Source organism: Cerasicoccus maritimus, assembly GCA_031296935.1.
GTDB lineage: Bacteria > Verrucomicrobiota > Verrucomicrobiia > Opitutales > Cerasicoccaceae > Cerasicoccus > Cerasicoccus maritimus.
In genome coordinates, this window is the sequence record JAVDPD010000023.1 from 25,928 (window position 1) to 46,687 (window position 20,760).

Sequence of the window (20,760 nt, forward strand, 5' to 3'; positions counted from 1 at the left end):
CAGAACGTAGAGGCCAATAACACCCGACGGCAATGCATTAAATCATATTTTCCCAGCTATAGCTTCCAGCCTCCAACGCACGCACCAGAATACCTCGACAAATTCACGCCACATCCCCTAATAGCAAAAGTCTTGAAGCAAGTACCTGGCATTCTAGAGCACTTTTCATCTAAGTTGGCCAATCAGGCCGCAGTGATTTTTTATGTACAGCAAGGCGGCTGGAGCGCGGCAGGCTGGAAGCCTGTGAGCGAAAAGCCAACGCCGCTGGTGCGGAAAAGCACTCGGCTCAAGGCTTGGGGCCAGATTGGAAGATCGCTGCGTTGGCATTTCAATCACGGGCTTCCAGCCCGCTCAATCAATGCCGCCTTGCGCTGCATCCAATCTTTTCCCCACCTGATTCGACCAAATTAGATGAAAACTGCTCTAATCGTTGGCGGCTATGGCAATGTCGGTCGCACCATTGCGCGAAACCTGGCGCAGGGCAGCGCCCGCCTCATCATTGCCGGCCGCAGTTTAGCCAAAGCGCAAGCGCTGGCCAATGAGCTCTCCGGCAGCGCAAGTGCCCTCGCCTTCGACGTGGGCAAGTTCGCGGACTACACTACGGCGCTAACGGGCGTCGACCTCGTCATCATGTGCCTCGACCTGCACAACGCCGCGCTTGCCCGGCATTGCCTGGCAGCCGGTATCGACTACATCGACATCACGGCCACGCGAAGCATCCTGCAAGACATCGAGCAGCTAGCGCCAGTTGCCCAAACGAATCAAGCAACTGCCCTGCTCAGCGTCGGCCTCGCGCCCGGGCTGACCAATCTTCTCGTCAAGCATTGTCAGGCTCAGCTGCCTGGCATGAACGCCGCCGATATCTTCATCCAACTCGGCTCGGGGGATGCTCATGGCGCCGCCGCGATCCAATGGACGCTGCGCAACCTCAACCACGGCTACACCATCCAGGAAGGCGGCCAACCGCGCGCGGTGGAGAGCTTTACCGATGGCAAGCAAACGACGTTTCCCGGGCAACCACGCCCATGCACGGCCTACCGTTTTGACTTCTCCGACCAGCACACGCTGCCGCGCACGCTCGGCCTCGATGGCGTCAGCACGCGCCTGTGTTTTGACACCGCCGCGATGACGCAGGGCTTCGCCCTGCTGCGGCACCTGGGGCTCACACGCCTGCTGAACGTTGCCTGGATCGAAAAGCTGGCGACCGCCGCGCTACTCCGCATCCACCTCGGTTCATCAGCGTTTGCAATTCAAGCCGTCGGCCACTCGGGCGCATCGGATTGCGCCCCCGTTAGCTGCACGCTACAAGGTGAAGCCGAAGGCCGCATCACAGCGCTCGTCGCCGCACAAGCGGCGCGCTATTTGCTCAGCCGAGACCTCGCGCCCGGTGTCTTGCACTTGGAGCAAGCTTTCAGCCTCACGGACTTTTTACCGCAGCTGCAGGAAGCCGGCGTTGCCTTTAGCGAGCGCTAGTGAATAATGATTCGAATCATGGACTCTCATTTCCCTCGCAATACTTACTTTGCGCGTTGGCCCAAGGTAACCGAAGCCGACGGAGTAATGACCATTGCGAGCACAGGCATCATGAGGCGACTGGGTCTGCTTCGCGTGGATACGGTTATCAACATACCGCGTGGCAGTATCCTGATTACGCGAAAATGCGGTTGGCGCGCTGAAGAGCGCCATCACATCGAACGTGCTTCGATCTCGCACCTCGATCACCACTTAGACCGCCCCTACGACTCCACCTGGGGCATGTCTAGTACGGAACATGGCCCGAGCTATCTGCAGGACGTTTACCGCATCAGCGTCATTACATTGGACGAGCAGAAGCATGAGCTGTGCTCGTTCGTTGGGCGCCCCTTCAGGTTCCTCGACCAGAAAATAACCGCCAACGAACCGAGCCCATTGACCGGCTACCTAAACCAGCAGAAGCACGGCGCCATGGAGCTCGGCTACGATGTCCAACAGATATCCTACGAGTTCGCGGAAAGACTGAGAGAACGCCTCGATGTCCCCCTTGGGAGAAACGTCGACGACGAAGCCTTCATGGTCACTTGCCCTGCTTGCGACTGCCGCACTTCACGACACAAAACAACGTGCGCCTACTGCGGCGCCGATTGGTCGCAACGGATTGCAGGCGCTTGAGCTAAAGCTCTCTACTGCAAAGCTACTTTGCGATGCAAAGTGCCGCGCTAATCGCCCAGCAAAATCTCGACTGCCTCCACGACGGGCAACACGCCACGCGAGACATCCTGCTCAACCTGCGGGAGCTTTTCGACGACGTGTGGGCTCTTGTAAAAGCGCAGCAGCACGGCGTCGCGCACGAGCGCCTTGAGCCACTGGCGGTTTTGCTCGGAGCGAATCGGCGCGAACTTTTCCTGCGCCTTCAGCTCTTCGCAGAAGCGCACAACCATCGCCCAGACGTCTTCCACACCAGCGCCGGTGGCCGCAGAGCAAGTCAGCGCCTGCGGAGCCCAGCCATCGGTGTAGGGCTTCAGGTAATGCATCACGCGCTTGTATTCGCCGCAAGCCAGCTTGGCCTTGTTGATGTTGTCGCCATCGGCCTTGTTGACGGCAATTGCGTCGGCCATTTCGATGACGCCCTTTTTGATGCCTTGCAGGTCATCCCCGCCGCCCGCGATTTGGAGCAGCAGGAAAAAGTCGACCATCGTGCGCACGGCAACCTCGCTTTGGCCCACGCCGACGGTTTCCACAATGATGTTGTCAAAACCCGCCGCTTCGCAAAGCAGCATGGCCTCACGGGTCTTCGCCGCAACGCCGCCCAGGGCTTCGCCGGCGGGAGACGGGCGGATGAAGGCATTGGCCTCGCGCGTGAGCTTTTCCATGCGCGTCTTGTCGCCCAGGACGCTGCCACCGCTGCGGGAGCTGGTGGGGTCGACCGCGAGCACGGCGATCTTGCCGCCCTTTTCGCAGATCTGCATGCCCAGGCATTCAATGAAGGTGGACTTGCCGGCGCCCGGCGTGCCCGTGATGCCTAGGCGGACGGAGTTGCCCGCGTGAGGCAGGCAGCGGCGGAGGATTTCGCGCGCGGTTTCGCGGTGCGCCTCGGCCTTGCTTTCGACTAAAGTAATGGCGCGCGCGAGCGTGGTGCGGTCGCCCGCGAGGACGCCTTCCACGGCTTCGTCGGCCGAAATCGTGCGGCGTTTTTTACGGTGATTACGGACCGTCGCCACGCCTTGCACGCCGTGCATCACCTCAGTCGCGTAGGTTCCGTGGTGTTCGTCCCCTTGCTTGGGCGTCCATTCGGTTTTGCGGCTTTTGGCGTGTTCGTCGTGCATAGTAAAAGGCCGAAAAAGGTAGGGACGGTTGCCCTCAACCGTCCGTTCGCATTGAGAGAATTGATATCAAAAATGCGGACGGTTGAGGGCAACCGTCCCTACCTAATCAACTAACGCAGGAACCTACTCAACACTGAGCAGGAAGTCAGCGATGTAATTCAGTACGAGGTCCTGACCTTCGTCCGAGCCGAACTCGCCGAAGAACGGGAACAACAACCGCTCTACATCGTTGCGAACGCGAATGTCCGCAAAAAGATAAGGCGCTTCTTTAATCTCTGCGATTTTCAAGAAGAGCGTCACCGAGGCGCCGTGGTAAATGGAGTTAATCTGGATCGTGCTGAAGCCGCAGAATTCCTTTTCGCAATCGGCGGCGCTGAACGAAATCCCGGCGTTGCTCAACTGAGTTTTCAACCAGTTGGTGGCCTCGCTCACGACGTCGTGAGCGAGATCCGGGTTGGCCTTCTTGGCCTGAAGAAGCATAGCAAGTTTGTCCATGGAAACCTAATGTGTGGGTTGGGAGGTTATTCGGCGTCGTCAAGCAACATCTGCAGGATGGTGCGAGCGGACTCGGGGATAATGGTGCCGGGACCGAAGATAGCGCTGGCGCCATTTTCGAGCAGGTAATCGTAGTCTTGCGCCGGGATAACCCCACCGCAGACGACCATGATGTCTTCGCGGCCGTGCTTTTCGAGCTCACCAACGAGCTGCGGGAGCAAGGTCTTGTGACCGGCGGCCAGGGAGCTCATGGCGACGATGTGCACGTCGTTCTCCACGGCTTGGCGAGCGGCTTCTTCCGGAGTTTGGAACAGCGGGCCGATGTCCACATCGAAGCCCATGTCGGCGTAGGCCGTGGCAACGACTTTCGCGCCGCGGTCGTGGCCATCCTGGCCCATCTTGGCGATCATGATGCGCGGACGGCGGCCTTCCTTTTCTTCGAACTGCTTGACGAGCATTTGCACGGCGTTGACGTTCATATCTTCTCCGAATTCCTTCGCGTAAACGCCCGAGATCGAGCGGATTTTTGCCTTATAGCGACCGACCACCTTTTCGAAGGCGTCCGAGATTTCACCGAGGGTAGCACGCTTGCCAGCGGCGTCAACGGCGAGCTCGAGCAAGTTGCCCTTGCCGCTTTCGGCGCAGTTGGTGATGGCTTCCAGGGCGACGCGGACGTCCGACTCGTTGCGCTCGGCGCGGAGCTTCTTGAGGCGCTCGATTTGCGACAGGCGAACGGCGGTGTTGTCGATGTCGAGAATTTCCAGCGGGTCTTCCTTCTCCAGGCGATACTTGTTGAGGCCGGTGATGGTTTCCTTGCCGGAGTCGATGCGGGCCTGGCGGCGCGCAGCGGCTTCTTCGATACGAAGCTTCGGAATGCCTTCTTCGATGGCCTTCGTCATGCCGCCGAGGGATTCGATTTCCTCGATGTGCGCCCAGGCCTTTTGCATGAGCTGGTGCGTCAGCGCTTCCACGTAGTAGCTGCCGCCCCACGGGTCGATGACGTTGGTCATGCCGGTTTCTTCCTGGATGAAGAGCTGGGTGTTACGCGCGATGCGGGCCGAGAAGTCCGTGGGCAGTGCGATGGCTTCGTCGAGCGCATTGGTGTGCAGCGACTGCGTGTGACCGCAAGCCGAGGCAAACGCTTCGACCGCTGTGCGGATGACGTTGTTAAACGGATCCTGCTCGGTGAGCGACCAACCGGAAGTCTGCGAGTGCGTGCGCAGGGCAAGGCTCTTCGGGTTCTTCGGGTCGAACTGGCTGACGAGCTTGGCCCACAAGCAGCGGGCGGCGCGCATCTTGGCGACTTCCATGAAGAAGTTTTTACCGATGGCCCAGAAGAACGACAGGCGCGGCGCGAAGGCGTCGATGTCGAGGCCCGCGTTCACACCGGTGCGGAGGTATTCGAGACCGTCGGCGAGCGTGTAGCCCATTTCGAGGTCGGCAGTGGCGCCAGCTTCCTGCATGTGGTAACCCGAGATCGAGATCGAATTGAACTTCGGCATGTTCTTCGAGGTGTATTCGAAGATGTCGCCGATGATCTTCATCGAAGGCTCAGGCGGGTAGATGTAGGTGTTGCGCACCATGAACTCCTTCAGGATGTCGTTCTGGATGGTGCCTGCGAGGTCCTTCATGTCGCAGCCCTGCTCAAGGCCGGCCTGGATGTAGAAGGCCATGATCGGCAACACGGCGCCGTTCATCGTCATGGAGACGGATACGCGGTCCAGCGGGATGCCGTCGAAGAGCACCTTCATGTCTTCGACGGAGTCAATCGCCACACCGGCTTTACCAACGTCGCCCACCACGCGCGGGTGGTCGGAGTCGTAGCCGCGGTGCGTCGCCAAGTCGAAGGCGACGGACAGACCTTGCTGACCGGCGGCGATGTTGCGGCGGTAGAAGGCGTTGGATTCTTCGGCCGTGGAGAAGCCCGCGTATTGGCGAACGGTCCAGGGGCGGAAGACATACATCGTGGCGTACGGCCCGCGGAGGAACGGCGGCAGACCGGCGGTGAAGTCGAGGTGCTCCATGCCTTCGTAGTCGTCGGCGGTGTAGAGCGGCTTCACCGGAATTTGCTCCATGGTGTCGGTCATCAAGTCGTCGAGGGACTTCCCTGCGCTCGACTCTACGGCCTCCTTCCATTCTTCCCGGCTCGATGCCGCGTCGGGAGCTTTGTAATCCAAAGTTGAGAAATCGACGTTGTTCATTGTTCGATCTTTCCTGCTAAAATTTTTAGTCGTGGTTGATTAGAGAACGCCGAGCAATTCGAGGTACTTGCGGTTGGTGGCGTAGTTGTCGGACTTGATGAAGATGAAGTCGTCCATGCCGGCGGCCTTAAACGCTTCTTCGTTGTCGCCGGGGAAACCAGCGAGGATGACTTTGACGTCGGGGAGCTTGGCCTTGATCGCCTTCATGAAGTCGGCGCCCATCGCTGCGTAGTCCGGATCGCAACCGCAGACCACGGTTATCTTTGCGCCGGATGCTTCGAGCGCCTTCACGGCTTCGTCGGTATCAGTGAAACCAGCCGAAGGCACGATTTCAAAACCGCCCGTTTCGAAGAAGCTGCGGGTAAAGTCCGCGCGGAGCTTGTGGCGCTTGAGCTTCTCGAGGTTGGTCAGGAAGATCTTCGGTCCGTGGCCGTTCTTTAGCTTGTAGGCGGCGGAAGCGGCGCGGAGCTCTTCGTAGATCTCGGCCAGGCGGCGATTCGGTAGCGCTTGGATGCAGATCGGCTCTTCGGCGTTGGCCCGCAGTGCGCGGGAAACTTCACCAAGGCTGGCGCCCGCTTCAACCGCGGCCACGAGCTTGGCAAGTTTGTCACCGGCGTCGGCGCTTTGGATTTCGCCGAGCAGCTTGAGGATCGCCTTGTCGGTGTCTTCATCGCAGCTGATGCGTTGACGCTCGAGCTCCATCGAACGCTTGAAGCGCAGGGTGACGTAGTCCGGGATGCGGGCGTCGAGCGACTTCTCTTCAAGGTTCGGGTATTGGTTGGTGCCGACGAGGGACATGCGGCGCTGGCCAACGGCCTTGACCTTGCTCTTGGCCACTTCGGCGATCATGTCTTGAATGACTTTGCCCTGCAAAGCTTCGTAAACACCACCAGCAGCTTCGATCTTCTGGAAGATTTCCCAGGCCTTCTCGGCAACTTGGTTGGTGAGGTTTTCAATATACCAGCTGCCGCCGGCCGGGTCGACCACTGCGGTGAGCTCGCACTCTTCCTGCAGGATGATTTGCGTGTTGCGGGCGATGCGGCGCGAGAACTCATCCGGCACGCGGATGATTTCGTCGAACGCGCCAACCGTGAGGCTGTCCACGCCGCCGACTACGCCGCAAAGCGCTTCCGTGGCGGTGCGCAGCATGTTGGCGTAGGGATCGTGCTTGGTCTTGTTATTAAAGCCGGTGCGCGCATGGAGCTTCATGATCTGCGCTTCCTTGTCGCCGCCGAGCTCCTTAACGATGCGCGCCCAGAGTTGGCGGGCGGCGCGGATCTTGGCGAGCTCCATGAAGAAGTCGCCGCCGATCGTCAGGGTGAAGCGGATTTGCTTGGCAGCGGTGCTAATGTCCATGCCGCGCTTGGTCAGCGCGCGGAGGTATTCAACGCCGGTGGCGAGCACGGCGCCAAGCTCTTGAGTGGCGCTGCCGCCAGCCGAACTGTAAGGCAGACCGCTAACGCCGACTGCGGAGAAGTTGGGCATCTCTTCGGCGTTGGACTTCGCGACGGCATACATTTCGTCGTAAAGCTGCTCGATGGCGGTCGGCAACGCGCCGGCGCTGGCGAGCACGGAAATCGGGTCGAGTCCGAGGCCACCCTTGATGTCCTTCAGGTCGACGCCCTTTTGCTCAGCGAGCCAGGCCTTGAACAGCGCCTGAATCGGGGCGCCCGCGCAACCAGCCTGGAAGTAAATGCTGATCGCGGTCGGCATGATGCCCTGAAAGGCGCGACTGAAATCGCGGAGCGAAGCGATCGAAAGACCGCAGGCGCAGACTTCGCCGTCCTTGGCGGAATCCGGGTCGAGGCCCTTGAGCGTGGCGATGTCAAACGTGACGTTGAGCGCGTCCTGGCCGCGGAACATATCCCGCAGCGCAATCTGATTGAACTCAGCTGGTTCGCCGTAGGGCAGCTCTTGCGCGATTTCCCACGGCTTGACTCGGTAACCATCCGCATGAGAACCGCGGGTAAACTCGTCAAAGCCCGGCAGGGTCTGCGCAGCAGGCGCCGCGCTCAGGTCCTCGCGGCGATAGATCGGCTGCAGCGTGATGCCCTCGGGAGTCGGCGTGAGCATTTTCTTTTCGAATGGAGCGCCTTTGAGCAGCGCTTCAGCCGCAACTTTCCATTCTTCGTAACTCGCGGTTTTGAAGTCGGCGAGCAGGGTCGGATTAGCATCTGTTTCCATGAGTGAGTGGATTTGATTTTCTAATAATAAATTCTTTTTATATTCAAATTACTGTTGACAGGCCTTCAAGCTGTCAATCAGATTATTTTATATAAAATAAATTTTCGCTAAGAATCTCTTATCACTCAAGCACTCTAAATTAATCCTACCATGATTCAGAAAATCGACCACTTGGGCATAGCGGTAAAGAACCTCGATGAGGTTGTGAAATACTACGAGGACTCCCTCGGCCTGACTTGCGAAGGCCGCGAAGAAGTGGAGTCTCAGAAGGTGAAGACCGCTTTCTTTCACGTTGGCGAAGTCCACATCGAACTGCTGGAGCCGACCTCCGAAGACAGCCCGATCGCGAAGTTTCTGGAAAAGAATGGCGAAGGCATCCACCACATCGCCTTTGGCACGGACGACATCGAAGGCCAGCTCAAGAGCGCCTCGGAAAGCGGCGTGCGCCTGATCCACGACAAGCCCTTTGACGGTGCTGCCGGTAAGCTCGTTGCCTTCCTCCACCCCAAGTCCACGCACGGCGTACTGACCGAGTTCTGCATGCCCAAGGGCTAATTGGCGGATAACCAACATAATTTAATAACATAACATAAAAGGCAATGGCCATCGACCCTAAATTATTGGAAGACCTGAAAAAGCGCCGTGAGACTGCCGCCAACGCTGGTGGCAAAGAGAAGCTCGCCAAGCGCAAGGACAAAGGTCAAATGTCCGCCCGCGAACGCCTGCTGTACTTCTTTGAAGACGGCACTTTCCAGGAGTTCGGGATGCACGCGCAGCACACCTGCCACCGCTTCGGCCTGGCCGACAAGTCCCTACCCTACGACGGCGTCGTCTGCGGCACCGGCTACGTCAACGGCCGCCCGGTCGCTGCATTTAGCCAGGACTTCACGGTGGGCGGCGGCGCAGTTGGCCGCATCCACGCCAAGAAAATTTGCGACCTCATGGAGTACGCCCACGAAGCCGGCATTCCGGTGGTTGGGGTCAATGACTCCGGCGGCGCACGCATCCAGGAAGGCGTCGACTCCCTCTCCGGCTACGGCCAAGTGTTCTTTAAGAATGTTTACCTCTCCGGCGTGGTGCCGCAGATCGCCGTCATCGCTGGCCCCTGCGCCGGTGGCGCCGCCTACTCCCCTGCCCTGACGGACTTCATCATCATGACGGCGACCAACGCCAACATGTTCATTTGCGGTCCCGACGTCATTAAAGCTGCGACTGGCGAAGTCGCCTCGCTTGAGCAATTCGCCTCGGCAGCCGCCCACGCCTCTGTCAGCGGTAACATCCACCTGATCGCCGAAGACGACAAGCACGCCATGGAGCTTGCCTCCGAGCTGCTCAGCTACCTGCCCAACAACAACATTTCCGATCCGCCTCACGACCTCGATGTGGACATCGACTTGGGCAAGGATACCGGCATGAACGAGCTCGTTCCGGCTAGCCCGAAAGAGCCGCTCGACGCCCTGGAGGTCATTAATCGCCTCGTCGATAATGGCGACTTCTTCGAAATCCAGCCAGACTTCGCCAAGAGCATCATCGTGGGCTTCGCCCGCATCTGCGGCGTAGTCGTCGGCATCATCGCCAACCAACCCAAGGTCAAGGCCGGCACGCTGGACATCGACAGCTCGGACAAGGGTGCCCGCTTCATCCGCACCTGCAACATTTACAACATCCCGATCGTCAACCTCGTGGACGTGCCCGGCTTCATGCCCGGTCTGGCCCAGGAGCGCGGCGGCATCATCCGCCACGGCGCAAAGATGCTCTTCTCCTACGCCGCAGCCACGGTGCCGAAGATCACCCTGATCATGCGCAAGGCCTACGGCGGCGCTTACCTGGCCATGTGCTCCGCAGATATGGGCGCAGACCTCGTTTACGCCTGGCCGACTGCGGAAATCGCCGTCATGGGTGGTGAAGGTGCCGTCAAGGTGCTCTTCCGCAACCAGATCAAGGGCGCAGACGACCCCGTCGCCAAGACCAAGGAGTTGGTCGCCGAATACCAGGGCGAGTTCGCCTCCCCGTATCAGGCCGCATCCAACGCCATGATCACCGACGTCATCGAACCTTCGGAAACCCGCGCTACCATCGCCCTTGCCCTGCGCAAGACGCTCTCCAAGCGCGACACCCGCCCGCCCAAGAAGCACGGTAACATCCCACTATAAGCGAACGATGTCCCTACCAGCCATACTCGCGTTCATGCCGGCCCACCCGACCATGGCGCACAACATCAAGTTCATCGTCTTTGGCTTTGCCTTCGTGATCATCGTCCTGCTGACGCTGGCGGCGATCACCCAGCTCGTGGGGCTGGCCTTTAAACAACCGGAAAAGCCGAAACCGGCCCCGGTTGCCAAGGCCCCGGCTCCCGCTGCGGAAGCCGCACCGGTCCCAGCCGAGGACGAAATGGATTCCGCGCTGACCGCCGTGATCGTCGCTGCCGCCGTGCACGCCGTGATCGGGGATCAGCCGCACCGCATCCTGAGCATCCGCCCGAGCCAATCCGGCTGGGCCCAGGAAGGCCGCCGCCAAATCTTCTCTTCACACTCCGTTCGCTAACTTAATTTTTCTCTTAAACCTAATTTTCTCACTCATCATGAAACGCTTAAAAATCACCGTTGAAGGCAAAACCTACGAAGTCGAGGTCGAGATGCTCGATGACGACGGCCAACCCATGACTTCCGCTCCGGCCGCCAAGCGCGCTGCTCCGCGCCGCGCCGCTGCCGCTGCAGCCCCGGCCGCCGCACCGGTTCCCAAGCCCGCTGCCGCCGCCCCGGCCGCAGGTGCCGCTGGCGATGTGCCCAGCCCGCTGTCTGCAGTGGTGGTTTCGATCGACGTCCAGGTTGGACAGAAGGTGAACGCTGGCGACCAGTTGATCACGCTGGAAGCGATGAAGATGAACACCATGGTGAATGCTCCGGCAGCTGGCACGGTGACCGCCGTCCACGTGAAGCCGGGTGACGCCGTTGAGGAAGGCCAAGGCCTGATCACCGTCGCCTGATCCCCCCAAAGGAGGTAATTCCATGGATTTCACCGAACTATTCGAGCTAACCGGCTTCGCCGCCCTGAACTGGCAAATGCTAGTGATGTGGGTCGTGGTGGCTGTGTTACTTTACCTGGCGGTGTTTAAGGAGTTCGAGCCACTGTTGCTCGTGCCCATCGCCTTTGGCGCTCTGCTGGCCAATTTGCCCACCAAAAACATGGTCAACGCCCCTCCCGGGGAGATCCTGAGCCCCGTTGCGGGCGTGGTGGTCGCCGCGTATGGCGAAACAGGCCAAACCATTGAAATGCCCGCCACCGAGCGGCAACGTCCCAGCCACCTGACCAAATACAGCGTGGAAGGCATCAAGGAACTGTTTGCCGAAGAAAACCTGCTCTACGGAGAAGGCCGCCAAACGCTCCTGTATGTCATCCGCCCTACCAACGCCAGCCATTCCGGCGCGGAGCCCGTGTCCGCACAGGCAGCGTGGCTCGACTCGGAAGAAACCGTTACAATCAACAACGACGATTACCTGATCTGGGCCAAAGCCTCGGGCAGTGTTTCCCAAGCCTTTGTCAGCGCAGGTGACACCGTAGCAGCCGGTCAACCCCTGATGCGCGTTTATGCGGACCACAGTGGCGGCCTCTTCCACTACATCTCCCTCGGCGTTGTGCTGGAGCTCTTCCCGCCGCTGATCTTCCTCGGCGTGGGCGCCCTGACGGATTTCGGCCCACTGATCGCCAACCCCCGCACCCTGCTCCTCGGCGCAGCTGCCCAGTTCGGCGTGTTCGCCACCTACCTGGGCGCAATTTCCTCCGGCTTGTTCACGAGCTATGAGGCTGCCGCAATCGGGATTATCGGGGGCGCAGACGGCCCGACATCGATCTTCCTCGCCAACGCTCTGGCCCCCGACTTGATGGCTCCCATCGCGGTTGCGGCCTACAGCTACATGGCGCTCGTGCCGGTCATCCAGCCCCCCATCATGCGGGCCTTGACCACCGAGAAGGAACGCAAGATCCGCATGAAGAGCCTCCGCAAGGTTGGCCGCCTCGAAAAGCTGATCTTCGCCCTGATCGTCACGATCTTCTGCATCCTGGTTGCTCCCGACGCCTCGCCGCTGATCGGCATGCTCCTGCTCGGCAACTTCCTGCGCGAGTGTGGCGTAACTCAGCGCCTCTCGAAAGCCGCCCAGAATGAGCTGATCAACATTGTCACGATCTTCCTCGGAACGAGCGTGGGCATCACCATGACCGGCGACCGCTTCCTGAAGGCGGAAACCCTGATGATCCTTGCCCTCGGTGTCGTGGCCTTCAGCATCGCAACGGCCTCCGGCCTGTTGATGGCGAAGCTCATGAACCTCTTCAGCAAGAACAAGATCAACCCGCTTATCGGCTCGGCCGGTGTATCCGCTGTTCCGATGGCGGCCCGCGTCAGCCAGGTGGAAGGTCAGAAGGCCGACTCCAGCAACTTCCTGCTCATGCACGCCATGGGCCCCAACGTGGCCGGCGTCATCGGCACAGCTCTGGCCGCCGGTTACTTCATGGCGATCTTCGCCGGTCACTAATTGACCAATTTGTCAGCGCACTATACTTCTTATAATTCAGCATCACACAGCTATAAATATCTAAATTCGCATGAGCACCATGACGGCAATTCCCGAATTAACAGCAGCAGAAGCTGCGGCTCTCATCTCTGACGGCGACACCATTGGCTTCAGCGGGTTCACCCCCGCTGGCGCAGCCAAGGCCATTCCCCGCGCTCTCGCCGAGCGCGCCAAGGCCGAGCACGAAGCAGGTCGTCCGTTTAAGATCGGTGTAGTAACTGGCGCATCCACCGGCGACTCGCTCGACGGTGAACTCGCCCGCGCAGAAGCCGTTGCCTGGCGCACGCCTTACCAATCGGACAAATACCTCCGCAAGGCGATCAACGCCAACCAGACCCGCTTCTTCGACATGCACTTGTCGATGCTGCCCCAGAACGTCCGCTACGGATTCCTGGGCAAGTTCAAGTTTGCCGTGGTCGAAGCCTGCGACGTCACCGAAGACGGCGAGATCGTCCTGAGCACCTCAGTCGGCGCCTCCCCCACCTTCTGCAACGTGGCGGACAAGATCCTCATCGAAATCAATGAGCAGCACCCGAAGGAGCTCCGTGGCCTGCACGACATCTATGAGCCGAAGGATCCGCCTCACCGCGAAGCCATCCCGGTCAACAGCAGTAGCGAACGCATCGGCTCGGAAGTGCTCAAGGTCGACCCTGCGAAGATTGCCGGCATCGTCCGCACCAACCTGCCCGACGAAACCGGCGGCTTCAAGGCTCCGGATCCCGTCACCCTGAAGATCGGTGAAAACGTCGCCCGCTTCCTGGCCGACGAGCTCAAGGCTGGCCGCATTCCGGAAGACTTCCTGCCGATTCAGTCCGGCGTGGGCAACATTGCCAACGCGGTCCTCGGCGCGATGGGCAGCAACCCGGACATCCCTCCCTTCGAAATGTATTCCGAAGTGATTCAGGACTCCGTGGTCGACCTGATGAAGAGCGGCGCCGTCAAGTTCGGTAGCGCAACTTCACTCACGCTCAGCCCGCCCGTCCTGAAGGAAGTTTACGAGAACCTCGAGTTCTACAAGGAGCGCGTGATGCTCCGCCCGCAGGAAATTTCCAACCACCCGGAAATCGTCCGCCGCCTCGGCATCATCTCGATTAACACCGCGATCGAAGTCGATATCTTCGGCAACGTGAACAGCACACACGTCATGGGCAAGGACCTCATGAACGGCATCGGCGGCTCGGGCGACTTCACCCGCAACGCTTTCATCTCGATCTTCACCTGCCCGTCAGTCGCCAAGGGCGGCGCCATCAGCACCATCGTGCCGCTGGTCAGCCACCTCGACCACAGCGAACACAGCGTGCAGATCGTCATCACTGAGCAAGGCATCGCCGACCTCCGTGGCAAAGACCCGCATGAGCGCGCCAAAGCGATTATCGAAAACTGCGCCAACCCGGAATACCGCGACATGCTCAATCATTATTTGGACTCCGTCAAAGACGGGCACACCCCACAGAGTCTCGGTGATGCTTACAGCATGCACCAAGCATTCCTCCAGAGCGGTAACATGCAAAACGTATCATGGTCCTGTGACTCACAGGAATGAGCGTTTTTCCTTAGCGAACATGGAACTGCCAGAGATGGAGGTTTTCTAAAGATACAATAGTAGAGTAGTAGCAGTAGTAGAGTGGACCGGCTCAGCCCCAATAGGCTGAGCCGGTTATTTTTTGGGCAATTCACCCGATAGGAATATAGATCAAGCAATGTATCTATTGTTAGATATCATAAAAAACCATTGACACACCGGCCTCGCACTGGCACTTGGATAAGTCGATTCTACCCCGAATCAACCCCCATCAAGGAATCCATCCCCTATGAGAAAAGACCCGCTTGCCGCGAACGCTGCGTACGGTGTTTTGCGTCTAAGAATACCCTCCCTCGCGCTGCTTGCCGGCGCTGCCCTCTCGATACCCTCCTCCCTCTTCGCCGCCCAATTCGATATTGCGGCCGAGACCACCGATAACGAAATCTACTCCGACAGCACCCAGAAAAGCTGGCCCTACAACTCCACGGTGCGCACCGGTAACGGCAACACTACAGCCGGACAACAATCCACGCACGTCATCCCATTTGCGTTGCCCACGATTCCCAGTGGCGAGGAAGTCACCGCCGCCAGCTTGTCCATTAATCTGCAAGGCTGGCACAACTACGGCGCAAACCTCACCAACATAGACGTTTACGGCCTCGAAACAACACAGAGCTCCAGCTCCACGCTCATTGCCCACTATGTGGACGGCGCAAACCCGTCGTCCAACTCCGACGCGACACTCGTTAGCTCAGATCTGCTGACGCCGGCCGATATCGACACGACTGCCGCATCTTCCCAAACGATTGCCAAGACCTCCGGCGACTTCGCCAACTTCATCCAAGGCCTCTACGACAACGGCGCGCAGCCAGGTGAATACGTCTTCCTCGTCCTCACGCACGACAGCACGCTTTCGGGCCAAAATTACTACCTGGTCAGCAGCGGCGATGCATCCAGCTACCCGGTTCCCGAGCTCAGCATCACCACCTCCGCCATCCAGCCCACCACGCGCACCGTCACCACGACTGTTCACGCCGAAGACCGCGTGATGCTGGCTGACTTCACGACCCGCTGGGTTGGTGATGACGACGCCCGCGTCGGTCATGGCTACAGTGCTTCACAATCATCCGCCTACGTAATGCCCGTTCAACTGCCCACGCTCAATGCGGGCGAATCCATCCAGTCCGCCGAGCTGACCATCAACCTAGAAGCATGGAATAACTACAACAACGTGCTGAACGACATCGACTTGTTCGGCATCTACGTGACCAACGCCAGCCCCGTCGTCAACGACAGCGACTACTTCGTGGACGGTGCCAATGCTGGCTCTTACCCACTGGCTGACCTGATCTCAGATGGCCTTGCAACCCCGGCGGACATCAATACCACCGCCGGCTCCGGCCAGACGATCACCAAGGTCAGCGTCGACATCGGCTCCTTCTTCCAGGACTTATACGACGGTGGCGCGAGCGCGGGCGACTACGCCTTCCTGACCATCAGCCACGACGTCTCGATCAGCCTACAGCGCTACTACGACTTCAGCACGGCCGACAGTGCCGAGGCTCCCAGCGTCGAGTTTACTATCGTTACCGACGCCGGTGACGGCCTCCCCGATGGCCCCAAACTCTGGGTGGATGACGACGCAGCCTCCGGCGGAGATGGCTCAGAGGCCACGCCCTACGACACGATCCAAGCCGCAGTCAACGCCGCCGTTGCAGGAGACGTAATCGTCGTCAAAGACGGAACCTACACCGAGCAGGTCGACATTACGCAGTATTACTCGTCACCCATAACGATCATTGCCGAGCCCGGCGCCAGCCCGATCGTGACGGGCCAGGACCCGCTGAGCGGCTGGACCGGACCTGACGCCAACGGCGTTTACACGCTGGATGTCGCCGACATCGTGGAGCACCTCTATGTCCGCGACAAGCCGATGCCGATGGCCCGATGGCCCAAGCGCAATGACCCGTGGCTCGAAGTCATCAGCTTCGATGAAAGTGCTGAAACGCTGACCTATGCAGACACCCTGCCGCCGATTTCCGGCGTCACCAGCGACGTGGGAGACCTCGCCATTGCAATGTTTACGAGCTACGATGCTCGGATCGAGATTTTCGAGCCCATCGCTATCTCCGGCTCCAATCCCGTGACGGTCACCTTCGACTCTATGACGAATAATGACCCGCAGTATGTATATTTTTACAATCACCCGGATCTCATCAGCGAGCCCGGCGAGTGGGCCATGGAGCGCCTGGCCAACAACGAGACCCGGCTCTACTTCAAGCCCGTCAACTCTGCCGACTTGAACGAAACAACGTACACCAACCGCAGCCGTGGCTTTGATATTTCGGGCTCCGGCACAGTGGGCAATGTAGTGGTTAGCGGCTTCATTATCAAGGGCTTCAAGTATTTTGGCGTGTTCGCCTACGCAGGTGAAAACATCACCGTGGAAGACTGTCTCATCTACAACAATGCCTACGAAGTCTGGGGCAATGGCGTTGGCGGCATTGGCATTTATCTGAAAAACTGCGACGTCGGTCCGGTCAATATCCGCCGCTGCCTGATCACGCAAAACGGCACCGGCTTAAGCCTCTACAATAATAACAACGTGACCATCGACATGTGCGAAGTCGTCGACAATCACAACGACGGTTTCTTCCAGCAGTGCGCCAACTCCAGCACACCGATCACCGGAGTCACCATCTCCAACAGCTACTTCCACAATCACCTGTATCTCGCCCATCCGGACAACATGCAGTTTGCGCTCGGACCGACGACGATGACGTTTGACAGCGTCCTCGCGGAAATCGCTGGCCAGAACCTGATGGACCGCGACGGCGTAGACTGTGTCATCACGAACTCCGTCATGATCGGCTCCATCGCGCGTAGTATTCAAATGCTCGAAGGCGACAGCTGGTATATGGATAAAAGCACGGTGGGCCTTTCGCGCTACAGCGCAGTAGCCCTGAGCTCACCCGGCACCCACCTGCAGGAGAATATTATCTACGGAAATTATACGCTGGAAAGCCCTACTACCCCGGCCGACTTCACCGCAGACTACAACATGTTTGAGTTTACCCATAATTGGCGACACCACATCCTCAACTACAACAACGGCGTCTACTACAGCTACGACACCATCGCTGGACTCTACGCGGCGACGGGCTTAGAGGAGCACAGCCAAGTCGCTAACCCGCTATTAACGAATGTGCCTGTCCTCATTGCCGAAGTGGTGGGCTTTGGCCTCAGCACCACCAGTGTGCTCAAGCTCGATGGCTACCCTGACACCCTCAGCGCCTCGTTCGCCGTTGGTGACTACGTGGAAATCAACAGCGATGGCGTCGTCCGCCAGATCACGGCGATGAACACCGGCAACGACACCATCACCATCTCGCCGACCCTCCCACAGACGCCCTACCGTCACTCGGTAATCTACAACTGGGGCAGCAACTCGAACTTCGCGCTCGATACCCTGCCCGCCTCTGGCAGCCCGGCTCTGACCGCCGGCCCCGCAGGCTCGGTCATCGGCTCTACCATCAACGTCGCGAACTACCGTGCGGGCGATTTTGACGGCGACGGCACGCGTGATTTGCCGGCTATTCCCACGAGCCTCAGCGAGACGTTCCCCTCCTACAACGAATTCGACTACCCCTGCGCGATTCCGTACTAATTAAACTCAGATTCGTGATTTTTTCGACGGCCGGGGCCCCAAACCCGGCCGTTTTGCGTGAAAGTCTGCGTTTCTAGACAGAAATCCCGAAAAAAAATGCCTTAAACGGCCGTTTTAATAAAAAAATTCTGGAACTTCCTCAAAAACAGGCTTACTAATAATAACAGCAGTATAGTAGTAGTAGCAGTAGTAGTATGGACCGGTTCAGCCTTTATGTTGGCTGGGCCGGTTCTTTTTTATCTCTAGCGCTGTATCACCCGAACTAGCCAACTGACACCAAAGCAGGCCGTTGCTGCTAGCACAATTGCCGCGCCAGATGACCAATCATAGTGGTAAGAAACCAACAAGCCGACAAACACGCTGAGCATGGAGACAATGACCGCTGACAGCATCGCTCCGCGCACCGAACGCGCCCAAACGAGCGCCGCCGCTGCCGGAGTGATCAAAAGCGCAGTCGCCATCAAGGCGCCCACCACACGCACCGCAGTCACAACACTGAGCGCAGTTATAACCAGCAGCAGCGTGCGCATGCGATTAGGCCGAGCACCAATCACGCACGCATACTCAGGGTCAACCGAGGCCAGCTCCAGCTCTTTGTTAATCAAAGCCACAGCGAGCAACACAAGGATGGTCACCGCACCAGCAAGCCAAAGGTCCTGAGCTGCCACTCCCAAAACACTGCCAAAGAGCAGCGCATTAAAATCACGAAACGAATTCACCTGACTCATCATCAGGACACCGAGCGCGAACATGCCGGAAAGCACCACGCCGATCGCGGCGTCCTCCCCCACTTCGCGACGACGCGACAGCCAACCGACGCCCAGCGCGGTCGCCAAAGCCGCACCAAGGGCACCCCAAAAAACATCCACCCCGCGCAGGAACGCAAACACCATGCCCGGCAGCACCGTGTGCGACAAAGCCCCACCAAAGAACGACATCCGCCGTTGCACGATGTAAACACCAATAACCGCGCAGTTCACGCCCGCGAGCAGCCCCGCGAGCAGCGCGCGTTGCATGAAGGCAGCTTCAAAAGGCTCTATCAGCCAGTCAATCACGCGGGTGCCTCCTTACTCAATTGGCCATCACCCAGGCAGTAGCGCGCATCAAAAAAGCCGACACCAAACTCCAAGTCGTGCGTCGCAGTGACGAGGGTCTTGCCTTCGGCCTTGAGCGCATGGAGCACCGTTCGGATAAGCTCCCGGTTCTCGGTGTCGATTGCGTTGAAGGGTTCATCGAGCAGCAGCAGATCCGCGCCGTGCAGCAAAGTTCGCGCAACCAGCAAGCGCTGCTGCTGCCCACCAGAAAGCTCATTGATACGGCGGTCGGCCAGGCTCGCGAGCTGGAGTTTCTCCAACATCGCATTCGCGGCAACACGTTCTTTTTTTCCGGGGCGTTTGAACCAGCCCAGGTGAATATAGCTGCCCGTCAGCACGAAACGGCGCACGCTCATCGGAAAGCCCCAGTCGATGTCACGATGTTGCGGCAAATAGGCCACCTGGTGGTGACACTGCCCGACTCCATGCCCAAGGACGGAAATTTTTCCATCACGCAGTGGCAAAAGCCCCGCCACGCTTTTGAGCAAAGTTGATTTACCCGCTCCGTTCTCTCCCAAGAGCGCAATACTGCGCCCGCGATCGATGCTGAGGTTTACGCCACTGAGCACCGGTGTATCCGCCCCCGCATAGCCCAGCTCTACGTTGGTAAATACCAACGCGGGCGCGTCGTGTGTATGATGACCACCGCACGTGGCATGATAGCGGAACAAGGGCACAGGAAGCATTAATCGAGCGCAGTGACGATCGTTTCAACGTTAGAGCGCATGAGGGAAATGTAGTCAGGAGCAAGTCCATTCGAGCTCGTAACATTGCCCGTGTAGAGGACAAACGGCTTGGGTAAACCAGCCTCACGGGCCAGTTGAGCAGACAAACGCGAGTTGGCAGTAGCGTCCACAAACACTGCCGGCACGTCGAGCTCACTGATCATCTTAATGAGTTCACTAAACTGCCTGGCGGATGGGTCCGGAGCTTCCGTACTCACATTACCCAGTACGCTGGCAGGGGTGAAAAAACCATAACGACGACCGAAATAACGAAGGTTATCGTGGTAATTGATGAGGATTCTGCGACGAGTTGGGACTTCCCCCAGACGCGCCTTAGCCCATTCATCAAGCTCGATGAGCTCGTTCAGGTAGCGTTCACGATTCTGGTCATAATACTCCGCATTGGCTGGATCGAGTTCGACCAAAGCCATGTTGATCGTTAGCACCATTAGAACGGCCAGCTGTGGGTCGAGCCAGACGTGGGGGTCGTAATCGCCATGATCATGCTTGTGGTCATGGCCCCCGTGAACATCGCCCTCATGCATGCAGGGCATTTTGAGGATCATCTCAGCCCAGTCCCGGTTTGCCTGCATTGCGTCTTCCTTGCAGCACGGTGGTTTATGCTCAGCATCGGGATAGAGCTCGGGCATAGTCTCCCAAAATGCCACACCGGGGGCCATCAGCTCCAAACCGTCTGACAGCTCAAGAACCATAGCCTTGCTACCACTGGCCTTGAGCGCATCAGCGAGCCAAGGCTCCAAACCCGCCCCAAAGCCGACCACCAAGTTTGCTTTGGCCAAGGCCCCCAACTGCCGAGGAAACGGCTCAAAGTGGTGCGGATCCCCGCCCCCCTCAGCAAAAGTATCCACCGTAACCTTAGTACCGCCAAGCTGCTGCACCCAGTCCGCAACAATGCCGTTGCTCGCGACTACAGAAAGTCGCGCGCAAAGACCAGCGCTGCCAAGCAGCATGAACCAGAGCAGAGTCCATTTCATCCCGCCC

General features: G+C 58.9%; 16 protein-coding genes. 9 read left to right on the top strand and 7 right to left on the bottom strand.

The window, feature by feature from the left end:
* The first annotated feature begins 411 nt into the window (after positions 1–411).
* Positions 412–1,473 carry a saccharopine dehydrogenase family protein gene (locus RBB62_RS14075; RefSeq protein WP_309399590.1) on the top strand — a complete coding sequence of 354 codons (1,062 nt, stop codon included), beginning with the start codon at positions 412–414 and terminating at the stop codon, positions 1,471–1,473.
* Positions 1,474–1,491: 18 nt separating this feature from the next.
* Complete coding sequence (locus RBB62_RS14080) at positions 1,492–2,148, top strand: hypothetical protein (protein WP_309399592.1); 657 nt, start codon at positions 1,492–1,494, stop codon at positions 2,146–2,148.
* A gap of 47 nt (positions 2,149–2,195) precedes the next feature.
* Here RBB62_RS14080 and meaB read toward each other — a convergent pair whose 3' ends face one another.
* The 4 genes from meaB to RBB62_RS14100 all read right to left on the bottom strand — a co-directional run bounded on the left by meaB (position 2,196) and on the right by RBB62_RS14100 (position 8,182).
* Positions 2,196–3,302, bottom strand: a complete 1,107-nt coding sequence (gene meaB / locus RBB62_RS14085; RefSeq protein ID WP_309399594.1) for a methylmalonyl Co-A mutase-associated GTPase MeaB — start codon at positions 3,300–3,302, stop codon at positions 2,196–2,198.
* 123 nt (positions 3,303–3,425) lie between these two features.
* Positions 3,426–3,797 (bottom strand): hypothetical protein, encoded by a 372-nt coding sequence (locus RBB62_RS14090; RefSeq protein WP_309399596.1) that lies wholly within the window; start codon positions 3,795–3,797, stop codon positions 3,426–3,428.
* Positions 3,798–3,823: 26 nt separating this feature from the next.
* Complete coding sequence (gene scpA / locus RBB62_RS14095; protein ID WP_309399597.1) at positions 3,824–5,998, bottom strand: methylmalonyl-CoA mutase; 2,175 nt, start codon at positions 5,996–5,998, stop codon at positions 3,824–3,826.
* A gap of 39 nt (positions 5,999–6,037) precedes the next feature.
* On the bottom strand, positions 6,038–8,182 hold the full coding sequence (locus RBB62_RS14100; protein WP_309399598.1) for a methylmalonyl-CoA mutase family protein: 2,145 nt from the start codon (positions 8,180–8,182) through the stop codon (positions 6,038–6,040).
* Between the two features lie 150 nt (positions 8,183–8,332).
* On the opposite strand from RBB62_RS14100, the gene mce reads away from it, so the two are divergent.
* The 7 genes from mce (at position 8,333) to RBB62_RS14135 (ending at position 17,939) form a co-directional block, all read left to right on the top strand.
* A complete protein-coding gene (gene mce / locus RBB62_RS14105; RefSeq protein ID WP_309399599.1) occupies positions 8,333–8,737 on the top strand; it encodes a methylmalonyl-CoA epimerase in 405 nt (134 codons plus the stop codon).
* Positions 8,738–8,781: 44 nt separating this feature from the next.
* Positions 8,782–10,335, top strand: coding sequence for an acyl-CoA carboxylase subunit beta (locus tag RBB62_RS14110; RefSeq protein WP_309399600.1), 1,554 nt, complete (start codon positions 8,782–8,784; stop codon positions 10,333–10,335).
* A gap of 52 nt (positions 10,336–10,387) precedes the next feature.
* Positions 10,388–10,726 carry an OadG family transporter subunit gene (locus tag RBB62_RS14115; protein ID WP_309399602.1) on the top strand — a complete coding sequence of 113 codons (339 nt, stop codon included), beginning with the start codon at positions 10,388–10,390 and terminating at the stop codon, positions 10,724–10,726.
* A gap of 37 nt (positions 10,727–10,763) precedes the next feature.
* A complete protein-coding gene (locus RBB62_RS14120; RefSeq protein WP_309399604.1) occupies positions 10,764–11,168 on the top strand; it encodes a biotin/lipoyl-containing protein in 405 nt (134 codons plus the stop codon).
* 85 nt (positions 11,169–11,253) lie between these two features.
* The gene (locus tag RBB62_RS14125; RefSeq protein ID WP_343219095.1) at positions 11,254–12,711 is read left to right on the top strand and encodes a sodium ion-translocating decarboxylase subunit beta; all 1,458 of its coding nucleotides are present in this window, start codon (positions 11,254–11,256) and stop codon (positions 12,709–12,711) included.
* A gap of 79 nt (positions 12,712–12,790) precedes the next feature.
* Positions 12,791–14,293: a butyryl-CoA:acetate CoA transferase gene (locus RBB62_RS14130; RefSeq protein WP_343219096.1), complete on the top strand. Its 1,503-nt coding sequence runs from the start codon at positions 12,791–12,793 to the stop codon at positions 14,291–14,293.
* 268 nt (positions 14,294–14,561) lie between these two features.
* Positions 14,562–17,939, top strand: coding sequence for a right-handed parallel beta-helix repeat-containing protein (locus RBB62_RS14135; RefSeq protein WP_309399607.1), 3,378 nt, complete (start codon positions 14,562–14,564; stop codon positions 17,937–17,939).
* Between the two features lie 242 nt (positions 17,940–18,181).
* On the opposite strand, the gene RBB62_RS14140 is transcribed toward RBB62_RS14135, so the two are convergent.
* Genes RBB62_RS14140 through RBB62_RS14150 form a run of 3 tightly spaced genes read right to left on the bottom strand, consistent with a single transcriptional unit; the run spans position 18,182 to position 20,753 of the window.
* Positions 18,182–18,994, bottom strand: a complete 813-nt coding sequence (locus tag RBB62_RS14140; protein WP_309399608.1) for a metal ABC transporter permease — start codon at positions 18,992–18,994, stop codon at positions 18,182–18,184.
* On the bottom strand, positions 18,991–19,719 hold the full coding sequence (locus tag RBB62_RS14145) for a metal ABC transporter ATP-binding protein (protein WP_309399609.1): 729 nt from the start codon (positions 19,717–19,719) through the stop codon (positions 18,991–18,993). Before RBB62_RS14145 ends, RBB62_RS14140 begins: the two co-directional genes overlap by 4 nt.
* Positions 19,719–20,753 (bottom strand): metal ABC transporter substrate-binding protein, encoded by a 1,035-nt coding sequence (locus RBB62_RS14150; RefSeq protein ID WP_309399610.1) that lies wholly within the window; start codon positions 20,751–20,753, stop codon positions 19,719–19,721. Before RBB62_RS14150 ends, RBB62_RS14145 begins: the two co-directional genes overlap by 1 nt.
* Positions 20,754–20,760 lie beyond the last annotated feature (7 nt).

Bases quoted from the DNA above. Each gene is read 5' to 3' on its own strand.
- RBB62_RS14075 (WP_309399590.1), top strand. From the start codon at position 412: ATGAAAACTGCTCTAATCGTTGGCGGCTATGGCAATGTCGGTCGCACC.
- RBB62_RS14080 (WP_309399592.1), top strand. From the start codon at position 1,492: ATGGACTCTCATTTCCCTCGCAATACTTACTTTGCGCGTTGGCCCAAG.
- meaB (WP_309399594.1), bottom strand. From the start codon at position 3,302: ATGCACGACGAACACGCCAAAAGCCGCAAAACCGAATGGACGCCCAAG.
- RBB62_RS14090 (WP_309399596.1), bottom strand. From the start codon at position 3,797: ATGGACAAACTTGCTATGCTTCTTCAGGCCAAGAAGGCCAACCCGGAT.
- scpA (WP_309399597.1), bottom strand. From the start codon at position 5,998: ATGAACAACGTCGATTTCTCAACTTTGGATTACAAAGCTCCCGACGCG.
- RBB62_RS14100 (WP_309399598.1), bottom strand. From the start codon at position 8,182: ATGGAAACAGATGCTAATCCGACCCTGCTCGCCGACTTCAAAACCGCG.
- mce (WP_309399599.1), top strand. From the start codon at position 8,333: ATGATTCAGAAAATCGACCACTTGGGCATAGCGGTAAAGAACCTCGAT.
- RBB62_RS14110 (WP_309399600.1), top strand. From the start codon at position 8,782: ATGGCCATCGACCCTAAATTATTGGAAGACCTGAAAAAGCGCCGTGAG.
- RBB62_RS14115 (WP_309399602.1), top strand. From the start codon at position 10,388: ATGGCGCACAACATCAAGTTCATCGTCTTTGGCTTTGCCTTCGTGATC.
- RBB62_RS14120 (WP_309399604.1), top strand. From the start codon at position 10,764: ATGAAACGCTTAAAAATCACCGTTGAAGGCAAAACCTACGAAGTCGAG.
- RBB62_RS14125 (WP_343219095.1), top strand. From the start codon at position 11,254: ATGTGGGTCGTGGTGGCTGTGTTACTTTACCTGGCGGTGTTTAAGGAG.
- RBB62_RS14130 (WP_343219096.1), top strand. From the start codon at position 12,791: ATGACGGCAATTCCCGAATTAACAGCAGCAGAAGCTGCGGCTCTCATC.
- RBB62_RS14135 (WP_309399607.1), top strand. From the start codon at position 14,562: ATGAGAAAAGACCCGCTTGCCGCGAACGCTGCGTACGGTGTTTTGCGT.
- RBB62_RS14145 (WP_309399609.1), bottom strand. From the start codon at position 19,719: ATGCTTCCTGTGCCCTTGTTCCGCTATCATGCCACGTGCGGTGGTCAT.
- RBB62_RS14150 (WP_309399610.1), bottom strand. From the start codon at position 20,753: ATGAAATGGACTCTGCTCTGGTTCATGCTGCTTGGCAGCGCTGGTCTT.